Raw genomic sequence first — 15716 nt, forward strand, 5'->3', positions numbered from 1 at the left:
CCGCGGCGCGCCCTGGAACGATTTCAATCCGGTCTATCGAATCAGGTTGGTCTTGGCGAGGTCGAGGACCGCGTCACCGCGTCCGCTCATCACCGCGCGCAGCATGTAGAGGCTGAAGCCCTTGACCTGCTGCCCGTCGATCTTGGGCGGGATCGACAGCTCGTTGCGCGCCACCGCCACGTCGAGCAGCGACGGGCCGTCGAAGGCCAGGAACTCGCGGATCGCGCCTTCCAGTTCGCCCGGATCCTCGACGCGGATCGCGAAGATGCCGGCCGCCCGCGACATCGCGGCAAAGTCGGGGTTGTCCAGCGCGACGCCGGTCTCGAGGTAGCCCGCGGCCTTCATCTCCATCTCGACGAAGCCGAGCGAGCCGTTGTTGAACACCACCACCTTCAGCGGCAGCCGATGCTGGCGCAGCGTCAGGAAGTCGCCCATCAGCATGCTGAAGCCGCCGTCGCCGCACAGCGCGATCACCTCGCGCCGGGGCGAGGCGGCCTGGACGCCGATGCCCTGCACCATGGCGTTGGCCATCGAGCCGTGCACCCAGGAGCCGATGAGGCGGCGCCGGCCGTTCATCTTGAGGTAGCGCGCCGCCCAGATCGTCGGGGTGCCGACGTCGGCGGTGAAGACCGCGTCGTCGGCGGCCGCCTCGCTTAAGAGACGGGTGAGGTGCTGCGGGTGGATCGGCTTGCGCCCGGGCTTGCCCTCCGCCAGCTCGTCGAGGCCGGCGCGCGCCTTGGCGTAGTGCTTGAGGCTGCCGTCGAGCCAGGCGCGGTCGGTCTTGACCGCAAGCTTCGGCAGCAGCGCCTGGATCGTGGCGCCGACGTCGCCGACGAGGCCGAGGTCGAGCCGGCAGCGGCGCCCGAGCTCCTCCGGGCGCAGGTCCACCTGCGCCACCTTCGCGTCGGCCGGGTAGAACTGCTTGTAGGGAAAGCCGGTGCCGAGCATCAGCAGGGTCTCGCAGCCGTGCATGGCCGCGTAGCCGGACGAGAACCCGATCAGCCCGGTCATGCCGACGTCGTAGGGGTTGTCGTACTCGACGTATTCCTTGCCGCCGAGCGCGTGGACGATCGGGCTCTTCAGGGCCTCGGCCAGCTGCAGCAGCTCGGCATGCGCGCCCGCGCAGCCTCGCCCGCAGAGCAGCGTGATCTTCTTCGCGCCGTTGAGGAGCGCGGCGAGCGCGTCCAGGTCGGCCTCGGCCGGCCGCACCACGGGCTTCGGGGGCACGAGGCCGGCCTTTGTCGCGACCGCGCGGGCCGGCGCGTCCTTGAGCGCGACGTCGCCGGGGATGACGACGACCGCGACGCCGCGCTGCCCGATCGCGGCGCGCATCGCGTTCTCCAGCACGTAGGGAAGCTGGGCGGGGTCGGAGACCTGCTCGCAGTAGTGGCTGCAGCCGCGGAACAGCTCGGTCGGGTGCGTCTCCTGGAAGTAGCCCGAGCCGATCTCGGCCGACGGGATGTGCGCCACGATCGCCAGGACGGGCGTGCGCGAGCGGTGGCAATCGTAGAGGCCGTTGATGAGGTGGACGTGGCCGGGGCCGCACGAGCCGGCGCAGACCGCGAGTTCGCCGGTGATCTGGCTCTCGGCGCCGGCCGCGAAGGCCCCGGATTCCTCGTGGCGGACGTGGATCCACGCGATCACGCCGCGGGCCCGGATCGCCTCGGTGATCGCGTTCAGGCTGTCGCCGACGACCCCGTAGATGCGCCGGACGCCGGCCTCCTGCAGGGTCTCGACGACGTGGTCGGCGACGGTGGTGATCCGCATCGGTTCGGCTCCGGTTTTCGGAGGGCGAACCTTTTGCGGTGCAGCGCGGTTCCGGCTCGTGGATCGGGGCCGGTGACGGATGCCGCGTTCGCCACGACGTCGCGCCGATGGCGGGCGTCGCGCGCAGCGCCGCTCAGCCGGCCGACGCCTCGCTCAGGATCGCCGCGATGATCGGGCGAAGCTCGGGAAGCGACACCGTCGCGATCTTCCAAAGGATGAGGTCGTCGATGCGATTGTACTCGTGCCGAAGCTTGTTGCCGACGGCTGCGATCTCGGACCACGGTACGGACGGGAAGCGTGTCTTCGCATCCGGCGGCACGTGCCGGCTCGCTTCCGATACGATCTCGACACATCGTTCGACGGCGAGGCGCATCACCAAGTCCATGCGATAATCGGCCAACGTTCGTCCCGCGACGATGTCCGCCGCCGCGTCGATCATCGTCAGGATGTCCGTGAGGCGCGCAATCGCCGACCGCTTCATCACAGGACCTGGATGGCCTCGCGTTCGATCTCGGCCCGCAATTGCGGATGCAGCCCTTCCCGCGTCGTCAGGTCGACCCGGCAGCCGAGGGCTTGAGTCAGGTAGGCCTCCGTCCTGAACAATTCGACGAAGCCGAACCGTTCGTATTGCGGGTCGACGAACAGGTCGACGTCGCTGTCGAGGCCGGCCTCGTCACGGGCGACGGAGCCGAATAGGTAGAGCGCGAGTATGCCGGCCTCCTGAAGATGCCCCGCCCGCTCAGTCAGTCTGGCGATCACTTCGCTGCGCTGCATCGCGTATCACCGTCACCCGGCACGAAGGCCGCGCCGCCGGTACAGCGCGTGGGGCGCCGCACCGATTCCGTCACACGGCCCAGTGAACCCCAGGGCGCCGAAAAGCTCAATCGTCCATCTTCAGCGCGGCGATGAACGCCTCCTGCGGGATCTCGACGCGCCCGAACTGGCGCATCTTCTTCTTGCCTTCCTTCTGCTTGTCCAGAAGCTTGCGCTTGCGCGAGATGTCGCCGCCGTAGCACTTGGCGGTCACGTCCTTGGACAGCGCCTTGATGGTCTCGCGGGCGATGATCTTGCCGCCGAGCGCCGCCTGGACCGGGATCTGGAACAGGTGGCGCGGGATCAGGTCCTTCAGCTTCTCGCACATGGCGCGGCCGCGATGCTCGGCGCGGGAGCGGTGGACCAGCATCGAGAGGGCGTCGACCGGCTCGGCGTTGACGAGGATCGACATCTTGACGAGGTCGCCCTCGCGATAATCGGAGATGTGGTAGTCGAACGACGCGTAGCCCTTCGAGATCGACTTGAGGCGGTCGTAGAAGTCGAACACCACCTCGTTCAGCGGCAGGTCGTAGACGACCATGGCGCGCTTGCCCACGTAGTTGAGGTCGACCTGCGTGCCGCGCCGGTCCTGGCACAGCTTGAGCACGCCGCCGAGGTAGTCGTCCGGCGTGAGGATGGTGGCGCGGATCCACGGCTCCTCGATCGCCGTGATCTTCATCACGTCGGGCATGTCGGCCGGGTTGTGCAGCTCCTTCACCGTGCCGTCGGTCATCTGAAGGTGGTAGACGACGGAGGGCGCGGTCGAGATCAGGTCGAGGTTGAACTCGCGCTCCAGGCGCTCCTGGATGATCTCGAGGTGCAGGAGCCCGAGGAAGCCGCAGCGGAAGCCGAAGCCGAGCGCGGCGGAGGTCTCCATCTCGTAGGAGAACGACGCGTCGTTGAGCCGGAGCTTGCTCATGGCGCTGCGCAGGGTCTCGAACTCGGCCGCGTCGACGGGGAACAGCCCGCAGAACACCACCGACTGCACGTCCTTGAAGCCCGGCAGCATCTCCTTGCACGGGCGCTTGTCCTCCGTGAGCGTGTCGCCGACGCGGGTGTCGGCGACCTCCTTGATCGAGCCGGTGAAGAAGCCGACCTCGCCCGGCCCGAGCTCGCCGATGTCGGCCATCTTCGGCCGGAACACGCCGATCTTGTCGACGCCGTGCACCGCGTCGGCCCGCATCATGCGGATGTTCATGCCCTTCTTGAGCACGCCGTCGACGATGCGCACCAGCACGACGACGCCGAGGTAGACGTCGTACCAGCTGTCCACCAGCAGCGCCTTGAGGGGCGCGTCGCGGTCGCCCTTGGGCGGCGGCAGGCGCTTGACGATGGCCTCCAGCACCGCCTCGATGTTGAGGCCGCTCTTGGCCGAGATCGCGACCGCTTCCGAGGCGTCGATGCCGATCACCTCCTCGATCTGCGCGCGAATGCGCTCGGGCTCGGCGGCCGGCAGGTCGATCTTGTTGAGGACCGGGACGATCTCGTGGTTGGCGTCGAGCGCCTGGTAGACGTTGGCCAGCGTCTGCGCCTCGACGCCCTGGCTCGCATCCACCACCAGCAGCGAGCCCTCGCAGGCGGCGAGCGAGCGCGAGACCTCGTAGGCGAAGTCGACGTGGCCGGGCGTGTCCATCAGGTTGAGGACGTAGTTCTTCCCGTCCTCGGCCTTGTATTCCAAGCGCACGGTCTGCGCCTTGATGGTGATGCCGCGCTCCTTCTCGATGTCCATCGAGTCGAGCATCTGCTCGCTCATGTCGCGCAGCGCCACGGTGCCGGTCGTCTGGATCAGGCGGTCGGCGAGCGTCGACTTGCCGTGGTCGATATGCGCGACGATCGAGAAGTTGCGGATGTTGTCGATCGGCGTAGTCGTCATCGATGCGGATCTCCGGCGCGCGTGCGGCCGGCCGAAGGGCCATCGCTGCGCGCCGTCTGATGTGAGGAGGCGGTGTCGGTCGCCCGCGGGATAGCAGCCGCGGGGGAGAGCGCCAAGCGCGGGCGTCGTCGCGGGGCGAAAGAGGGCGTGCAGACCCGCTCAGCGCCGCGCTCCGCGCCTCGGCCCTTCGGTTTCCGCACGTTCCGCCCTATCTAGAGAGCTTCCCTCCGCGCAATCCCGTGCCTTGGGCTACGAAGCGGAAGGCCCCCGAATGGCTCGCACTCCCCCCAACGGGCGCTCGCCCAGCATCTCGATGTCGGACTTCAACGCGCGGGTGAAGCGCGTGCTGGAAGGCAACGAGGAAGTCACCCGCGGCGCGCCGCGCGCGACGCCCGGCTGGAGCCGCCGCCGCACCCGGCCCTCGCCCGGCGCCGAAGCTCAGCCCGAGCCGGAGGCCGCCGAAGCCGAGACCGAGGACGCCGAGACGGACGGCGACGAGGCCGAGACGGAAAAGCCGGCCGCCGAAGAGGTCTGAGGCCCCTTTCCCCGTCGTCGGCCCGCGCGGCATGCCGGCCGAGCGGGGATGCGTCAGCTTCAGGGCCGCGGCGTCTCGGCCGCCGCCCTCGCTTCGGCGGCCATGACCACGAGAACCTTGCGCAAGGCGCCCATGTCGCGGACCGTGTCCGGGAACGTCACCCGCGCGGTCCGGTCGCCGGCCAGCAGGTCCATGCCCTCCGGGTCGAGCCCGGTGAGGCGCCACGCGGCCGTTCCCTCCGAGGCCGCGTAGAGCGCCAGCGCGTCGGCGTGGTCGGCGTTCATGTGCTCGATCGCGCCGCGCTCGCCGGCCACGATCGCCTCCGCGCCGGCGAGATCCAGAAGCAGCTCGGCCCGCGTCAGCGTCGCCGCCTTGGCGAAGCCGCCGTTGAGGTGGCCCGCCGTCGGCGCGATCGCGAAGAACCCGAAATCGGGGAAGTCGGCGTAGAGCGCGGCCTTCGGGTGCCGGGCAAGGAAGCGGGCCCGAGCGCGCGGCTCGTCGGTCCGCAGGCCCCGCCCGACGACGGTCAGCCGCGGGTGGGCGAGCGGATCGCCCTTGCCGCCGGCCGAGAACAGCAGCGAGCAGCGCGGGTCGGCGAGCAGGTTGCGGGTGTGGGCCGAGAGCTGGGACAGCAGCATCAGCGGCGTGCCGTCGACGTCGGTGGCGATGGTCACCAGCGAGGCGAACGGCGTGCCGTCGGCATCGAGGGTCGCCAGCGCGCCGGAGCGGATGCTGCGCAGCAGGCGCCGCGACAGGCCGATCGCGTCGAACGGGGCCTGCGCCGCCGGAAGCGGCCGCGCCGGCCCGCGCGGCCCGCTCGATTCGGCCCCGCCCACGCTGTCGGATGTCTCTGCCATCGCGCCCGTCGCTCCCCGAAGCGGCGTCGGAAAAACGCCGCGCCCGCCGCATCATAGGGCGAAATCGCGGCCGCCGACGAGGCCGGGGGGACGCGGCGCATCGCCCGGATACGGCCAAGCTACCATGGCCGCTCGCTTTTTTCGAAACTTCGGCTTAAAGCACCAGACCTTCCGCGCGAAACGGACACGGTCATACGACTCGTCGTCGCGTTCGCGTTTTTGCCTGCCCCGTCCGGGGCCGGAGGCGGCGACGCAGGCCCTCGTCACGCGCCCGCACCGCCCCGATCAGTCAAGGAACGCGCATGCCGACCATCGCCCTCGTCGACGACGACCGCAACATCCTCACCTCGGTGTCGATCGCCCTGGAGACCGAAGGCTACCGGATCCAGACCTACACCGACGGCGCCTCGGCCCTCGACGGGCTCAAGCACTCGCCGCCCGACCTCGCGATCTTCGACATCAAGATGCCGCGCATGGACGGGATGGAGCTTCTCAGGCGCCTGCGGCAGAAATCGGACCTTCCCGTGATCTTCCTGACCTCGAAGGACGAGGAGATCGACGAGCTGTTCGGCCTCAAGATGGGCGCCGACGACTTCATCCATAAGCCGTTCTCGCAGCGGCTGCTGGTCGAGCGGGTGAAGGCGGTGCTGCGCCGCTTCGCCCCGAAGGACGGCCCGGGCGCCGCCGCCCGCGAGGCGGACGCCGCCGCCCGCTCGCTCGAGCGCGGCTCGCTGATGATGGACCCGGAGCGCCACACCTGCACCTGGAAGGGCGAGCCGGTGACCCTGACGGTGACCGAGTTCCTGATCCTGCAGGCGCTCGCCCACCGTCCGGGCGTCGTGAAGAGCCGCAACGCGCTGATGGACGCGGCCTACGACGACCAGGTCTACGTCGACGACCGCACCATCGACAGCCACATCAAGCGCCTGCGCAAGAAGTTCAAGGTGACCGACACCGCGTTCGACATGATCGAGACGCTCTACGGCGTCGGCTACCGCTTCAAGGAAGGCTGAAGCTCCGCGCCCCGCCCCGAATGCCTCGATCGCTTCTCGAACACCGGACCGTCGTGACGTCGCAGACCGATGAAGAGCCGCGCCGCGGCCCGCTCGCATGGCCGCGGGCCTCCTGGGATGCGATCGGTCAGCGGGCCTCGTCGAGCCTGACCCGCCGCATCGTCGTGCTCAACCTCGTCGGGCTGATCGCGCTGCTCGTCGGGTTCCTATACCTGAACCAGTTCCGGCAGGGGCTGATCCAGGCCCGCGTGCAGAGCCTGGCGATCCAGGGCGACATCATCGCCGGCGCCATCGCCTCCTCCGCCTCGGTCGATACCGGGACGATCCGGATCGACCCCGACAAGCTGCTGCAGCAGCAGGCGGGCGAGGGCAGCAACGCGCCGGACGAGGAATCGCAGCCGCTCGCCTTCTCGCTCAACCCGGAGCAGGTCGCGCCGCTCCTGCGCCGCCTCGTGACCCCGACGGGCAACCGCGCGCGGGTCTACGACAGCGAGGGCGGCCTGCTGTTCGACACGCGCTCGCTGTTCAACCGGCCCGAGGGCGCCGCGGGTGCGCCCCAGATCCGCAAGCGCTCCCTGCTCGAGCGCGCCTTCGAGGTCGCGCAAGCGTGGAGCTTCGGCCTGTTCGGCGAGCGGGTGAAGCCGCAGGAGGAGATCGGGCCGACGAACGGCCATTCCCTGCGCGAGGTCCAGACCGCCCTGAACGGCGCCCGCGGCAGCCTCGTGCGCCGCAACGGGCTCGGCGAGACCACGGTGTCGGTCGCCGTGCCGATCCAGCGCTCGGGGGCGGTGCGCGGCGCGCTGCTGCTCTCGACGCAGGGCGACGCGATCGACCGCGTCATTGCCTCGGAGCGCTTCGGCCTGTTCCAGGTCTTCCTCGTGGCCGCGATGGTGATGGTGGTGCTCTCGATCCTGCTCGCCGGCGCCATCGCCGGCCCGGTGCGGCGGCTGGCGGAAGCCGCCGAGAAGGTGCGCATGGGGATCAAGACCCGCGAGGAGATCCCCGACTTCACCAGCCGCACCGACGAGATCGGCCACCTCTCGGGCGCCCTGCGGGACATGACGCAGGCGCTCTACCGGCGCATCGACGCGATCGAGAGCTTCGCCGCCGACGTCAGCCACGAGCTGAAGAACCCGCTGACCTCCCTGCGCAGCGCGGTCGAGACCCTGCCGCTCGCCCGCAACGACGATTCGCGCAGCCGGCTGATGGCGATCATCCAGCACGACGTGAAGCGCCTCGACCGCCTGATCAGCGACATCGCCGACGCCTCGCGGCTCGACGCCGAGCTCGCCCGCGCCGAGGCGCGCAAGGTCGACCTGCGCAAGCTCCTGACCACGGTGGTCTCGGTCGCCAACGAGCGCAAGCGCCCCAAGGACTGCCTGATCCAGCTCGACGTTGACGCGCCGGCCGGCGACCAGGACACGCCGTTCGCGATCATCGGGCACGACAGCCGCCTCGGGCAGGTGGTGAACAACCTCCTCGACAACGCCCGCTCGTTCTCGCCGACCGAGGCGAAGGTGCGCGTGGCGCTGCGCCGGGTGCGCGGCGACATCGAACTGATCTGCGAGGACGAGGGGCCGGGCATTCCCGAGCACGCCCTCGAGCGGATCTTCGAGCGCTTCTACACCGACCGTCCCGAGCAGGGCTTCGGCCAGAACTCGGGGCTCGGCCTCTCGATCTCCCGCCAGATCGTCCAGGCGCATCGCGGCTCGATCCGCGCCGAGAACCGCCCCGGCCCGGCGGACGAGGACGGCGAGCCGACGGTCCGCGGCGCCCGATTCATCGTGCGGATCCCGGCGGCGCCGCGGCAGTTGTCGGCGGCGTGATCGGGCCGGTGCGCCGCGCATCGCACGATGCGACGGATGCGGAGCGTGCCACCGTGCACGCCACCTGCGTCGTGGTCGGCGAGGCGGGCGTGCTGCTCCGCGGCGAGGCGGGCGCCGGCAAGTCGAGCCTCGCCCTAGCGCTGATGGAGCGGGCCACCCTTCGGGGCGGCTTCGCGGCCCTGGTCGGCGACGACCGGGTGCGCCTCGCGCGGTGCCACGGGCGCGTCGTGGCACGCCCGCATCCCGCCATCGCCGGGCGGATCGAGATCCGCGGCCACGGGATCGTCGCGGTGGAGAGCGTCGAGGCCTGCGTCCTGCGGCTCGTCGTCGACCTCGTCGCCGGCGAGCCGCGCCTGCCCGATGCGCCGGATGGCGAGGCCACGATCCTCGGCATCGCCCTGCCCGCGCTCCGGATCGACCGCGCGGTGCGCGAGGCCGGCCTCGCACCAGGCCTGGTGCTCGCGGAACGGGCATTGGCCGGGCTCAGCGTGTCTTCGCAGTCGCACACGGCGCTTCCCGTCGACCGGACCCGCGCGGCCCCGTAGCGCGGTGCTCACTTGCGTGGCATGATCGCGGCGACGGGCGATCAAAACGTCGCGACTGCCTTGAGCCTGTGCGTGCAATGCACAACATGGCGGACTCGTTCACAGGACACCGGAATACGTGTCGATGATTGGCATGGTGCTCGTCACCCACGGACTGCTCGCGACCGAATTCAGGGCCGCATTGGAGCACGTGGTTGGCCCTCAGAAGCAGATCGAAACCATCACGATCGGTCCGGAAGACGACATGGAGCTTCGGCGGCGGGACATCATGTCGGCGGTCGGCCGGGTGAATACCGGAACCGGCGTCGTCGTGCTGACCGACATGTTCGGCGGCACGCCGTCGAACCTCGCGCTGTCCTGCATGAACGGCGGCGCCGTCGAGGTGGTGGCGGGCATCAACCTGCCGATGCTGATCAAGCTCGCCAGCGTCCGCGATGCGGAATCCCTCGGCGACGCGGTGCTCCACGCCCAGGAAGCCGGCCGCAAGTACATCAACGTCGCCTCGCGCGTTCTCGCCGGCAAATAGTCTTCCCCGTCATCTTGCCGTCCCGACCGCCGACCCGCTACGCACGGTGAGGGCCGCGCCGTGCGCGCGCCGATTCAGGCCGACGCGAATCGCAGCGCGGCGACGGACAGGGAAGCGCGCCGGGGGATGGACGACCTCTTCGAACCCGACGACGAGCCGCCGCCCGTGCCCGACGGCGGCTTCCTGCGGCGCCTGCCGATCATCAACCGACGCGGCCTGCACGCGCGGGCATCCGCCAAGTTCGTCCAGACCGTCGAGCGCTTCGACGCTCAGGTCACGGTGACCCGCGCCGGCGAGACGGTGGGCGGCCGCTCGATCATGGGGCTGCTGACGCTCGGCGCGGCGCAGGGCACCCATGTGATGGTCACCGCCGTCGGAGCCGACGCCGAGCCCTGCCTCGCGGCGATCGAGGCGCTGCTCGCCGACAGGTTCGGCGAGGACGAGTAGCGCGTCACACCCGCGCCGCGCGCCGCCAGACCACGGCGCGGGCGCCCGCGCCGAGGTGGAGCGTGCCGGCGACAAGCTCCCCGGCGCGGCGGGCGAGCTCGATCCGCATCTGCCCGCGGCGGGCGAACAGGCGGGTCACCACCCGCACCATCGACGCCTCCGACGGATCGGCGATGATCGGGCGCGCCGCGTGGCGCGCGTCCAGCGCGAGGAATTCCTCGACCGCGGACGGGATCAGGCCCGGGGCGGACACCTGTTCGACCTCGGCCGCCGCGTCGTCCCCGGCGCGCACGCCGATCACGCAGTCGGCGGGAATGGTCCGGCGCCGGCCCTCATGGGTGGCGGCGAGGACCGGGCGCGGGGCGTCGCCCTGGGTCGGCAGGCGCGTCGGCGCCCCGAGCCGCAGGGGCCAGCGCAGGCCCGCGAGCCGGCCGCGGACCGCGGCCTCGACGGCCTCCGCCCGCGACCCGTCGATCAGGGCGGCCGCGGGGTCCGGGAGGCCCGGCGGCTGCCACAGGTCGGCCCGGCCCCGCCCCCAGATCGGGTGCGGCATCGCCATCGGCATCACCCCGTGGAGCGCCGCGCGGCCGTTGCCGTCCCGGTCCCAGGCCAGGGCGAAGGCGACGGTCCGGCCGCCGGATTGATGGCGGGCGGCGCTCAGCACGTAATCCGGATCGACCCGCGGATCGGTGATCGCGTTGCGCGTCATCAGCGCCCGCCAGGCGGCGACCGCATCGTCGTCGACGGTGCCGGCACGGTGGAGGTCGACGCGCCAGCGCGACGCCGCATGTCCGTTCGAAGCCGCCTCCTCGGACGCCCGCGCGACCGGATGGCCGATCGCCGCCGCGTCGGGGACCGCCTGCCCGCCCTGGATGACCGTGAAGCCGTGCATCATGGCACCTGCGTCCCGCATTCGAGAGGAACCGTCCCACTCTGGAACGTTCGGCACCCCTGGAGGCGCCCTTTGGGGTGCGGGCTTCAAGGATGATGCCGCGGGAGCCGTCAGCCGCCGGGAATGGCAAGCGGGTTGTCGGTAAGCGCCGCCGCATCCGGCGCGTCGATCCGCGGGCGGCCGAGGAAGGCGTCCCAGAGCCGGAGGACGAAGTCCGGGTCGAGGTCGCGGACGATCAGGACGAGGCGCGAGGTGCGGTCGTCGTCGGGCCAGGCCGGCAGGGTGACGGGGGCGTGCACCACGTGCTGGACGCCGTGGACTACCACCGGCCGGTCGGGATCGTCGGCGATCGCGACGAGGCCCTTCAGGCGCAGCAGCTTCGGGCCGTGGCTTCCCCGAAGCAGGTCGAGGAACATCTCGAAGGACGCGCGGGGCACCGGCACGTCGCTCGTCAGCGAGAAGGCGCGGATCGCCGCGTCGTGCCGGTTCACGTCGTGAGCGTGCCCGTCCGCCTCCGGCACGGCTCCGAGCCAGGCCTGCACGTCGGCGGCCTTGCCGTCGAGGCCGAACAGGCCGCCGAGCAGCGTCTCGGCGGGGACGTCGGGCGGATCGATCGGTGCGGCCGGGTTGAGGGCGTGCAGGCGCGCCCGCAGCGAACCGGTGTCGCCGGCCAGATCCGCCTTCGCGAGGACGATCCGGTCGGCCACCGCCACCTGCCGCACCGCCTCCGGGTGGGCGTCGAGCGTGTCGAACCCGTTGACCGCGTCCACCACGGTGACGACGCCTTGCAGCCGGTACCGCATCACGAGGTAGGGGTGGTAGATCAGCGCGTGCAGGATCGGCGCGGGGTCGGCGAGGCCGGTGGTCTCGATCACGACCCGGCGGAACGGCGTGATCCGGCCGTTGTCGCGCTTGCGCAGCAGGTCTTCCAGCGTCGCGATCAGGTCGCCGCGCACGGTGCAGCACAGGCAGCCGGCGCCGAGCAGGACCATGTTCTCGTCGATCGCCTCGATCAGCAGGTGATCGAGGCCGATCTCGCCGAACTCGTTGACGATGACGACCGTGTCGGCGAGCGCCGGATCGCGCAGCATCCGGTTGAGCAGCGTGGTCTTGCCGGCTCCGAGGAAGCCGGTGAGCACGGTGAGCGGGATCGGGTCCGGTCGGCGGGGAGCGTCGGTCATGCCGCCGGCCTAGCGCGGTCGGGCGGCCGGCTCAATCGCGCGCGCCGATCACTCGTCCGCGGATTCGGCCGACTTGGCCGCGTTGGGCTTGGGCTTCGCGCCGGCCTTCGGCTTGGTCTGCACGGATTTGGCCACCGCGGGCTTGCCGCCCTTCTGCGTCACCGCCGTCGCCGGCCTGGCGTGGGTCGGCGGCTTGTGCTTGGCCTCCGGCATGCCGGACACGTCGACCGAGGTGTAGGCGCTGGCCGCGCGGGGCACGGCGCCGGCGATCGCGGCCTTCGCCTTGCCCTGGTCCTTCCCCTGAGCCTTTGCCTGGGTCTTGGCTTCCGCGGCCGCGGCGCGCTTCTGCTTGGCCGCCTCGAGCGCCGCCTCGCGCTTGGCCTTGGCGGCCTCGAGCTTCGCCTCGCGCGTGGCGGCGGCGGCGGCCTTCTCGGCCTCGGCCTGCTCGTTGAGCATGATCTGCCCCTCCGCCGGGTCGCGGCCGATCCAGACCAGGATCGGCTGCAGCGGGGCGCGCGGCGGCAGGGTGCGGTTGCGCGCGGCGGCGCCGTTGAGCGTCGCCAGGGTCAGCGCGGGCGAGGACAGGCCGGCGGCGCCGAGGAACTGCGCGCCGGCGTTGTCGGCGTTTCCGGCGATGGCGCCGGGGCCCTCGTCGATCGGCATCGGCTTCTTGCGGTCGCAGATGTAGGGCCGCATGTCAGGCGGCGCGCCGATGGCGGAAGCGGGCAACGCGTCGAGCGTCTGCGCGGTCCATCCGGCCGACTGGCCGAAGCCGTAATCGAACAGGTCGGCGGCCTTGAGGTCGCGCTCGCGCGCGCTCGGGCTGCCCATCACGATGGTGAGGATGCGCCGGCCGTTGCGGTTGGCGCTGGCGACCACGTTGAAGCCGCCGGCGCAGATGAAGCCGGTCTTCATCCCGTCGACGCCGGCATAGCGCCCGAGCAGGCCGTTGTGGTTGGCCATCACCGAGCGGCCGAACTGGATCGCCGAGATCGAGAACAGGTCGTGCGAGTCGGGGAAGTCGCGCAGCAGCGCGCGGCCGAGCACCGCCATGTCGCGGGCCGAGGTCCATTGCCGGGGGTCGGGCAGGCCGTTCGGGTTGTACCAGCGACTCTCGCGCATGCCGATCCGGCGCGCGGTCTCGTTCATCATGTCGGCGAAGCCGTCGATCGTGCCGCCGAGGGTCTCGCCGATCGCCCAGGCCACGTCGTTGGCCGACTTGACCATGATGATTTTCAGCGCGTTGTCGAGGGTGAGCTGCGTGCCCGGCTTGAAGCCCATCTTGGAGGGCGGCTCGGCGGCGGCGGCGGCCGAGATCGTGATCATCGAGTCGAGCGAGACCTTGCCCTGCCGCACCAGGTCGAGGGCGACGTAGGTGGTCATCAGCTTGGTGATCGAGGCCGGGTACCAGGGGTCGGTCGCGCCTTGCGCGTAGAGCACCTTGCCGGAATCCACCTCCACCACGAGGACGGGTGCGGTCACGGCGTCGGCCGCCTGCGCAGCGAGCAGGCCGGCGAGCGTGGCGAGCCCCAGGGTGAGGCGCCTCAGGAAACGGTTCGACATCGACCCCGACTCAAAGCAGTGGAACGCCGCGCCGGCACCTGGCCCGATGCCGTCCCTCTCGCGGCCGCGAAGGAGGGCCCTGAGAACGTCGGCCGTTCAACGCGGGCACCGTGGCGAGAGCATGGCGGATCTTCGCGCGTCCACCGCCGCGATGTGGCGTTGCGGCATCGGCGCGCCTATGTGCTGTCGCGCGACGATCTTTTCAGGACAGGACGATGCCCCGGCCGTCATCGGCTCGGGCCCGGCGGGACGATGGCGTACGCGGTCAAGGAACTCTTCCACACGCTCCAGGGCGAGGGCGCGCAGGCCGGGCGGGCGGCGGTGTTCTGCCGGTTCGCCGGCTGCAATCTCTGGTCCGGCCGCGAGGCGGACCGGGCCGAGGCGGTCTGCCGGTTCTGCGACACGGCCTTCGTCGGCACCGACGGCGAGGGCGGCGGAAAGTTCGCGACCGCCGACCACCTCGCGGATGCGATCGCGCGGACCTGGGAGGGCGGTCCCCACGCGCACTACGTCGTCTTCACCGGCGGAGAGCCGCTGCTGCAGCTCGACCCGGAGCTGATCGCGGCCGTCCACGCCCGCGGCTTCGCGATCGCGGTCGAGACCAACGGGACGCTCGCGGCACCGGAAGGGATTGACTGGATCTGCGTCAGCCCCAAGGCCGGTGCGCCGCTGGTGCAGCGACGCGGCGACGAGCTCAAGCTCGTCTTCCCGCAGGCCGACCTCGCGCCGGAGACGGTCGCCGACCTCGATTTCCACCATCGCTGGCTCCAGCCGATGGACGGGCCGGACCGGATCGCCAACACCGGCGCCGCCGTCGCCTATTGCCGCGCGGATGCCCGCTGGCGGCTCTCGCTCCAGACGCACAAGATGATCGGGATCCCGTGAGCGCGCGCCCGCCGAGCCGATCCGTCGGCGGCCCGATTTCACCGGGCGGTTAACCCCGTGATCAACTTCTAGTTGTAATTTCAGGCGCGTGCTGGGATCGTTGCTGTCATGGCCCGGATCCGTCGGTTCCCTTGGATCTCCGAGCCTTGACAGCCCCGGGGAATGTTCGGAAGCCCCGTCGCGATGGGCGGGACAGGCGCTGAGGCTCGGTCCGGGGCGATGTCCAGCGCGAGCGCGGCGGTTTCGGGGAGCGTGCGATGGACGTAATCGAGACCCGGGTTCCGGGGGTGATGCGGGTTGTCCCGAAGCGCTTCGGGGACGCGCGCGGGTGGTTCTCGGAGACGTTTCGCGTCGACGCGCTGGCGCGGGCGGGGATCGCCTGCGCCTTCGTGCAGGACAACCAGTCGTTCTCGGCGCCGAAGGGGACGATCCGCGGGCTGCACTTCCAGGTCGCGCCGCAGGCCCAGGCCAAGCTCGTGCGGGTGCTGGACGGGGCGATCCTCGACGTGGCGGTCGACCTGCGCCGTGACTCCGCCACCTACGGCCGGCACGTGGCGGTGAGGCTGGACGCGGAGGGCGGCGAGCAACTGTTCATCCCGCACGGCTTCGCCCACGGCTTCTGCACCCTGACGCCGGACACGATGGTGGCCTACAAGGTCGACGCCTACTACAGCCCGGCCCACGACCGCGCCCTGGTCTGGAACGACCCGGACGTCGGCATCGACTGGCCGGTCCTGGCCGCGGAGGCGATCCTGTCGGACAAGGACCGGGCAGCGCCGCGCCTGTCCGAGCTCGGGCCGGTGTTCTGAAGCCCCGGCGCGCGAGCGCCATCGACGACGTGAAGGAAAGGCTCGACATGCGCATCCTGGTGACCGGCGGCTGCGGCTTCATCGGCTCCGCCCTCGTGCTCCACCTGGTGCGCGACCTCGGCCACGACGTGCTGACGCTGGACGCGCTGACCTACGCGGCCAACCCGGTGTCGCTGGCGCCCCT

General features: G+C 71.0%; 17 protein-coding genes. 9 read left to right on the forward strand and 8 right to left on the reverse strand.

Going from position 1 to position 15716, the window contains the following annotated elements; translation table 11 throughout:
• Positions 1–33: 33 nt before the first annotated feature.
• The 4 genes from poxB to lepA all read right to left on the reverse strand — a co-directional run bounded on the left by poxB (position 34) and on the right by lepA (position 4453).
• Positions 34–1767 carry a ubiquinone-dependent pyruvate dehydrogenase gene (gene poxB / locus MKK68_RS04415; RefSeq protein ID WP_147842985.1) on the reverse strand — a complete coding sequence of 578 codons (1734 nt, stop codon included), beginning with the start codon at positions 1765–1767 and terminating at the stop codon, positions 34–36.
• 133 nt (positions 1768–1900) lie between these two features.
• A complete protein-coding gene (locus MKK68_RS04420) occupies positions 1901–2248 on the reverse strand; it encodes a DUF86 domain-containing protein (protein ID WP_243935877.1) in 348 nt (115 codons plus the stop codon).
• Entirely contained in the window at positions 2248–2541 is a 294-nt protein-coding gene (locus MKK68_RS04425; RefSeq protein WP_243935878.1) for a nucleotidyltransferase family protein, read from the reverse strand. Before MKK68_RS04425 ends, MKK68_RS04420 begins: the two co-directional genes overlap by 1 nt.
• A 106-nt stretch (positions 2542–2647) precedes the next feature.
• On the reverse strand, positions 2648–4453 hold the full coding sequence (gene lepA, locus MKK68_RS04430) for a translation elongation factor 4 (RefSeq protein ID WP_147726221.1): 1806 nt from the start codon (positions 4451–4453) through the stop codon (positions 2648–2650).
• 271 nt (positions 4454–4724) lie between these two features.
• Between lepA and MKK68_RS04435 the strand changes: the two genes are divergently transcribed.
• Positions 4725–4988, forward strand: a complete 264-nt coding sequence (locus MKK68_RS04435) for a hypothetical protein (protein WP_147842983.1) — start codon at positions 4725–4727, stop codon at positions 4986–4988.
• A gap of 59 nt (positions 4989–5047) precedes the next feature.
• Here MKK68_RS04435 and MKK68_RS04440 read toward each other — a convergent pair whose 3' ends face one another.
• Positions 5048–5845, reverse strand: coding sequence for a HugZ family protein (locus MKK68_RS04440; RefSeq protein ID WP_244028963.1), 798 nt, complete (start codon positions 5843–5845; stop codon positions 5048–5050).
• Positions 5846–6147: 302 nt separating this feature from the next.
• Here MKK68_RS04440 and MKK68_RS04445 point away from each other — a divergent pair, with 302 nt between their 5' ends.
• The 5 genes from MKK68_RS04445 (at position 6148) to MKK68_RS04465 (ending at position 10202) form a co-directional block, all read left to right on the forward strand.
• Entirely contained in the window at positions 6148–6858 is a 711-nt protein-coding gene (locus tag MKK68_RS04445) for a response regulator transcription factor (protein WP_147728688.1), read from the forward strand.
• A 20-nt stretch (positions 6859–6878) separates the two neighbouring features.
• Positions 6879–8684: a sensor histidine kinase gene (locus tag MKK68_RS04450; RefSeq protein ID WP_147842981.1), complete on the forward strand. Its 1806-nt coding sequence runs from the start codon at positions 6879–6881 to the stop codon at positions 8682–8684.
• Between the two features lie 8 nt (positions 8685–8692).
• Entirely contained in the window at positions 8693–9229 is a 537-nt protein-coding gene (locus MKK68_RS04455; RefSeq protein WP_243950216.1) for an HPr kinase/phosphorylase, read from the forward strand.
• Positions 9230–9353: 124 nt separating this feature from the next.
• On the forward strand, positions 9354–9755 hold the full coding sequence (locus MKK68_RS04460; RefSeq protein WP_147728692.1) for a PTS sugar transporter subunit IIA: 402 nt from the start codon (positions 9354–9356) through the stop codon (positions 9753–9755).
• Positions 9756–9881: 126 nt separating this feature from the next.
• Positions 9882–10202, forward strand: coding sequence for an HPr family phosphocarrier protein (locus tag MKK68_RS04465; protein WP_147728691.1), 321 nt, complete (start codon positions 9882–9884; stop codon positions 10200–10202).
• A gap of 4 nt (positions 10203–10206) precedes the next feature.
• Here the strand turns inward: MKK68_RS04465 and MKK68_RS04470 are convergent, their stop codons facing one another.
• From MKK68_RS04470 to MKK68_RS04480, 3 genes are all read right to left on the reverse strand, one after another.
• The gene (locus tag MKK68_RS04470; protein ID WP_244028965.1) at positions 10207–11097 is read right to left on the reverse strand and encodes a hypothetical protein; all 891 of its coding nucleotides are present in this window, start codon (positions 11095–11097) and stop codon (positions 10207–10209) included.
• 107 nt (positions 11098–11204) lie between these two features.
• The gene (locus MKK68_RS04475; protein WP_147727789.1) at positions 11205–12275 is read right to left on the reverse strand and encodes a CobW family GTP-binding protein; all 1071 of its coding nucleotides are present in this window, start codon (positions 12273–12275) and stop codon (positions 11205–11207) included.
• A 48-nt stretch (positions 12276–12323) separates the two neighbouring features.
• A complete protein-coding gene (locus tag MKK68_RS04480; protein ID WP_244028967.1) occupies positions 12324–13838 on the reverse strand; it encodes a D-alanyl-D-alanine carboxypeptidase family protein in 1515 nt (504 codons plus the stop codon).
• 252 nt (positions 13839–14090) lie between these two features.
• On the opposite strand from MKK68_RS04480, the gene queE reads away from it, so the two are divergent.
• From queE to MKK68_RS04495, 3 genes are all read left to right on the forward strand, one after another.
• Positions 14091–14723, forward strand: coding sequence for a 7-carboxy-7-deazaguanine synthase (gene queE, locus MKK68_RS04485; RefSeq protein WP_147727791.1), 633 nt, complete (start codon positions 14091–14093; stop codon positions 14721–14723).
• A gap of 257 nt (positions 14724–14980) precedes the next feature.
• On the forward strand, positions 14981–15532 hold the full coding sequence (rfbC, locus tag MKK68_RS04490; protein WP_243985478.1) for a dTDP-4-dehydrorhamnose 3,5-epimerase: 552 nt from the start codon (positions 14981–14983) through the stop codon (positions 15530–15532).
• Between the two features lie 47 nt (positions 15533–15579).
• On the forward strand, positions 15580–15716 hold a 137-nt coding region (locus tag MKK68_RS04495; protein ID WP_244028969.1), incomplete at its 3' end, for an NAD-dependent epimerase/dehydratase family protein.

Origin of the sequence: Methylobacterium sp. E-016, assembly GCF_022829745.1 — a bacterium.
Taxonomy (GTDB): Bacteria; Pseudomonadota; Alphaproteobacteria; order Rhizobiales; family Beijerinckiaceae; genus Methylobacterium.

Coding starts and splice junctions, on each gene's coding strand:
- poxB (WP_147842985.1), bottom strand. CDS start 1,767: ATGCGGATCACCACCGTCGCCGACCACGTCGTCGAGACCCTGCAGGAG.
- MKK68_RS04420 (WP_243935877.1), bottom strand. CDS start 2,248: ATGAAGCGGTCGGCGATTGCGCGCCTCACGGACATCCTGACGATGATC.
- MKK68_RS04425 (WP_243935878.1), bottom strand. CDS start 2,541: ATGCAGCGCAGCGAAGTGATCGCCAGACTGACTGAGCGGGCGGGGCAT.
- lepA (WP_147726221.1), bottom strand. CDS start 4,453: ATGACGACTACGCCGATCGACAACATCCGCAACTTCTCGATCGTCGCG.
- MKK68_RS04435 (WP_147842983.1), top strand. CDS start 4,725: ATGGCTCGCACTCCCCCCAACGGGCGCTCGCCCAGCATCTCGATGTCG.
- MKK68_RS04440 (WP_244028963.1), bottom strand. CDS start 5,845: ATGGCAGAGACATCCGACAGCGTGGGCGGGGCCGAATCGAGCGGGCCG.
- MKK68_RS04445 (WP_147728688.1), top strand. CDS start 6,148: ATGCCGACCATCGCCCTCGTCGACGACGACCGCAACATCCTCACCTCG.
- MKK68_RS04450 (WP_147842981.1), top strand. CDS start 6,879: ATGCCTCGATCGCTTCTCGAACACCGGACCGTCGTGACGTCGCAGACC.
- MKK68_RS04460 (WP_147728692.1), top strand. CDS start 9,354: ATGATTGGCATGGTGCTCGTCACCCACGGACTGCTCGCGACCGAATTC.
- MKK68_RS04465 (WP_147728691.1), top strand. CDS start 9,882: ATGGACGACCTCTTCGAACCCGACGACGAGCCGCCGCCCGTGCCCGAC.
- MKK68_RS04470 (WP_244028965.1), bottom strand. CDS start 11,097: ATGATGCACGGCTTCACGGTCATCCAGGGCGGGCAGGCGGTCCCCGAC.
- MKK68_RS04475 (WP_147727789.1), bottom strand. CDS start 12,275: ATGACCGACGCTCCCCGCCGACCGGACCCGATCCCGCTCACCGTGCTC.
- MKK68_RS04480 (WP_244028967.1), bottom strand. CDS start 13,838: ATGTCGAACCGTTTCCTGAGGCGCCTCACCCTGGGGCTCGCCACGCTC.
- queE (WP_147727791.1), top strand. CDS start 14,091: ATGGCGTACGCGGTCAAGGAACTCTTCCACACGCTCCAGGGCGAGGGC.
- rfbC (WP_243985478.1), top strand. CDS start 14,981: ATGGACGTAATCGAGACCCGGGTTCCGGGGGTGATGCGGGTTGTCCCG.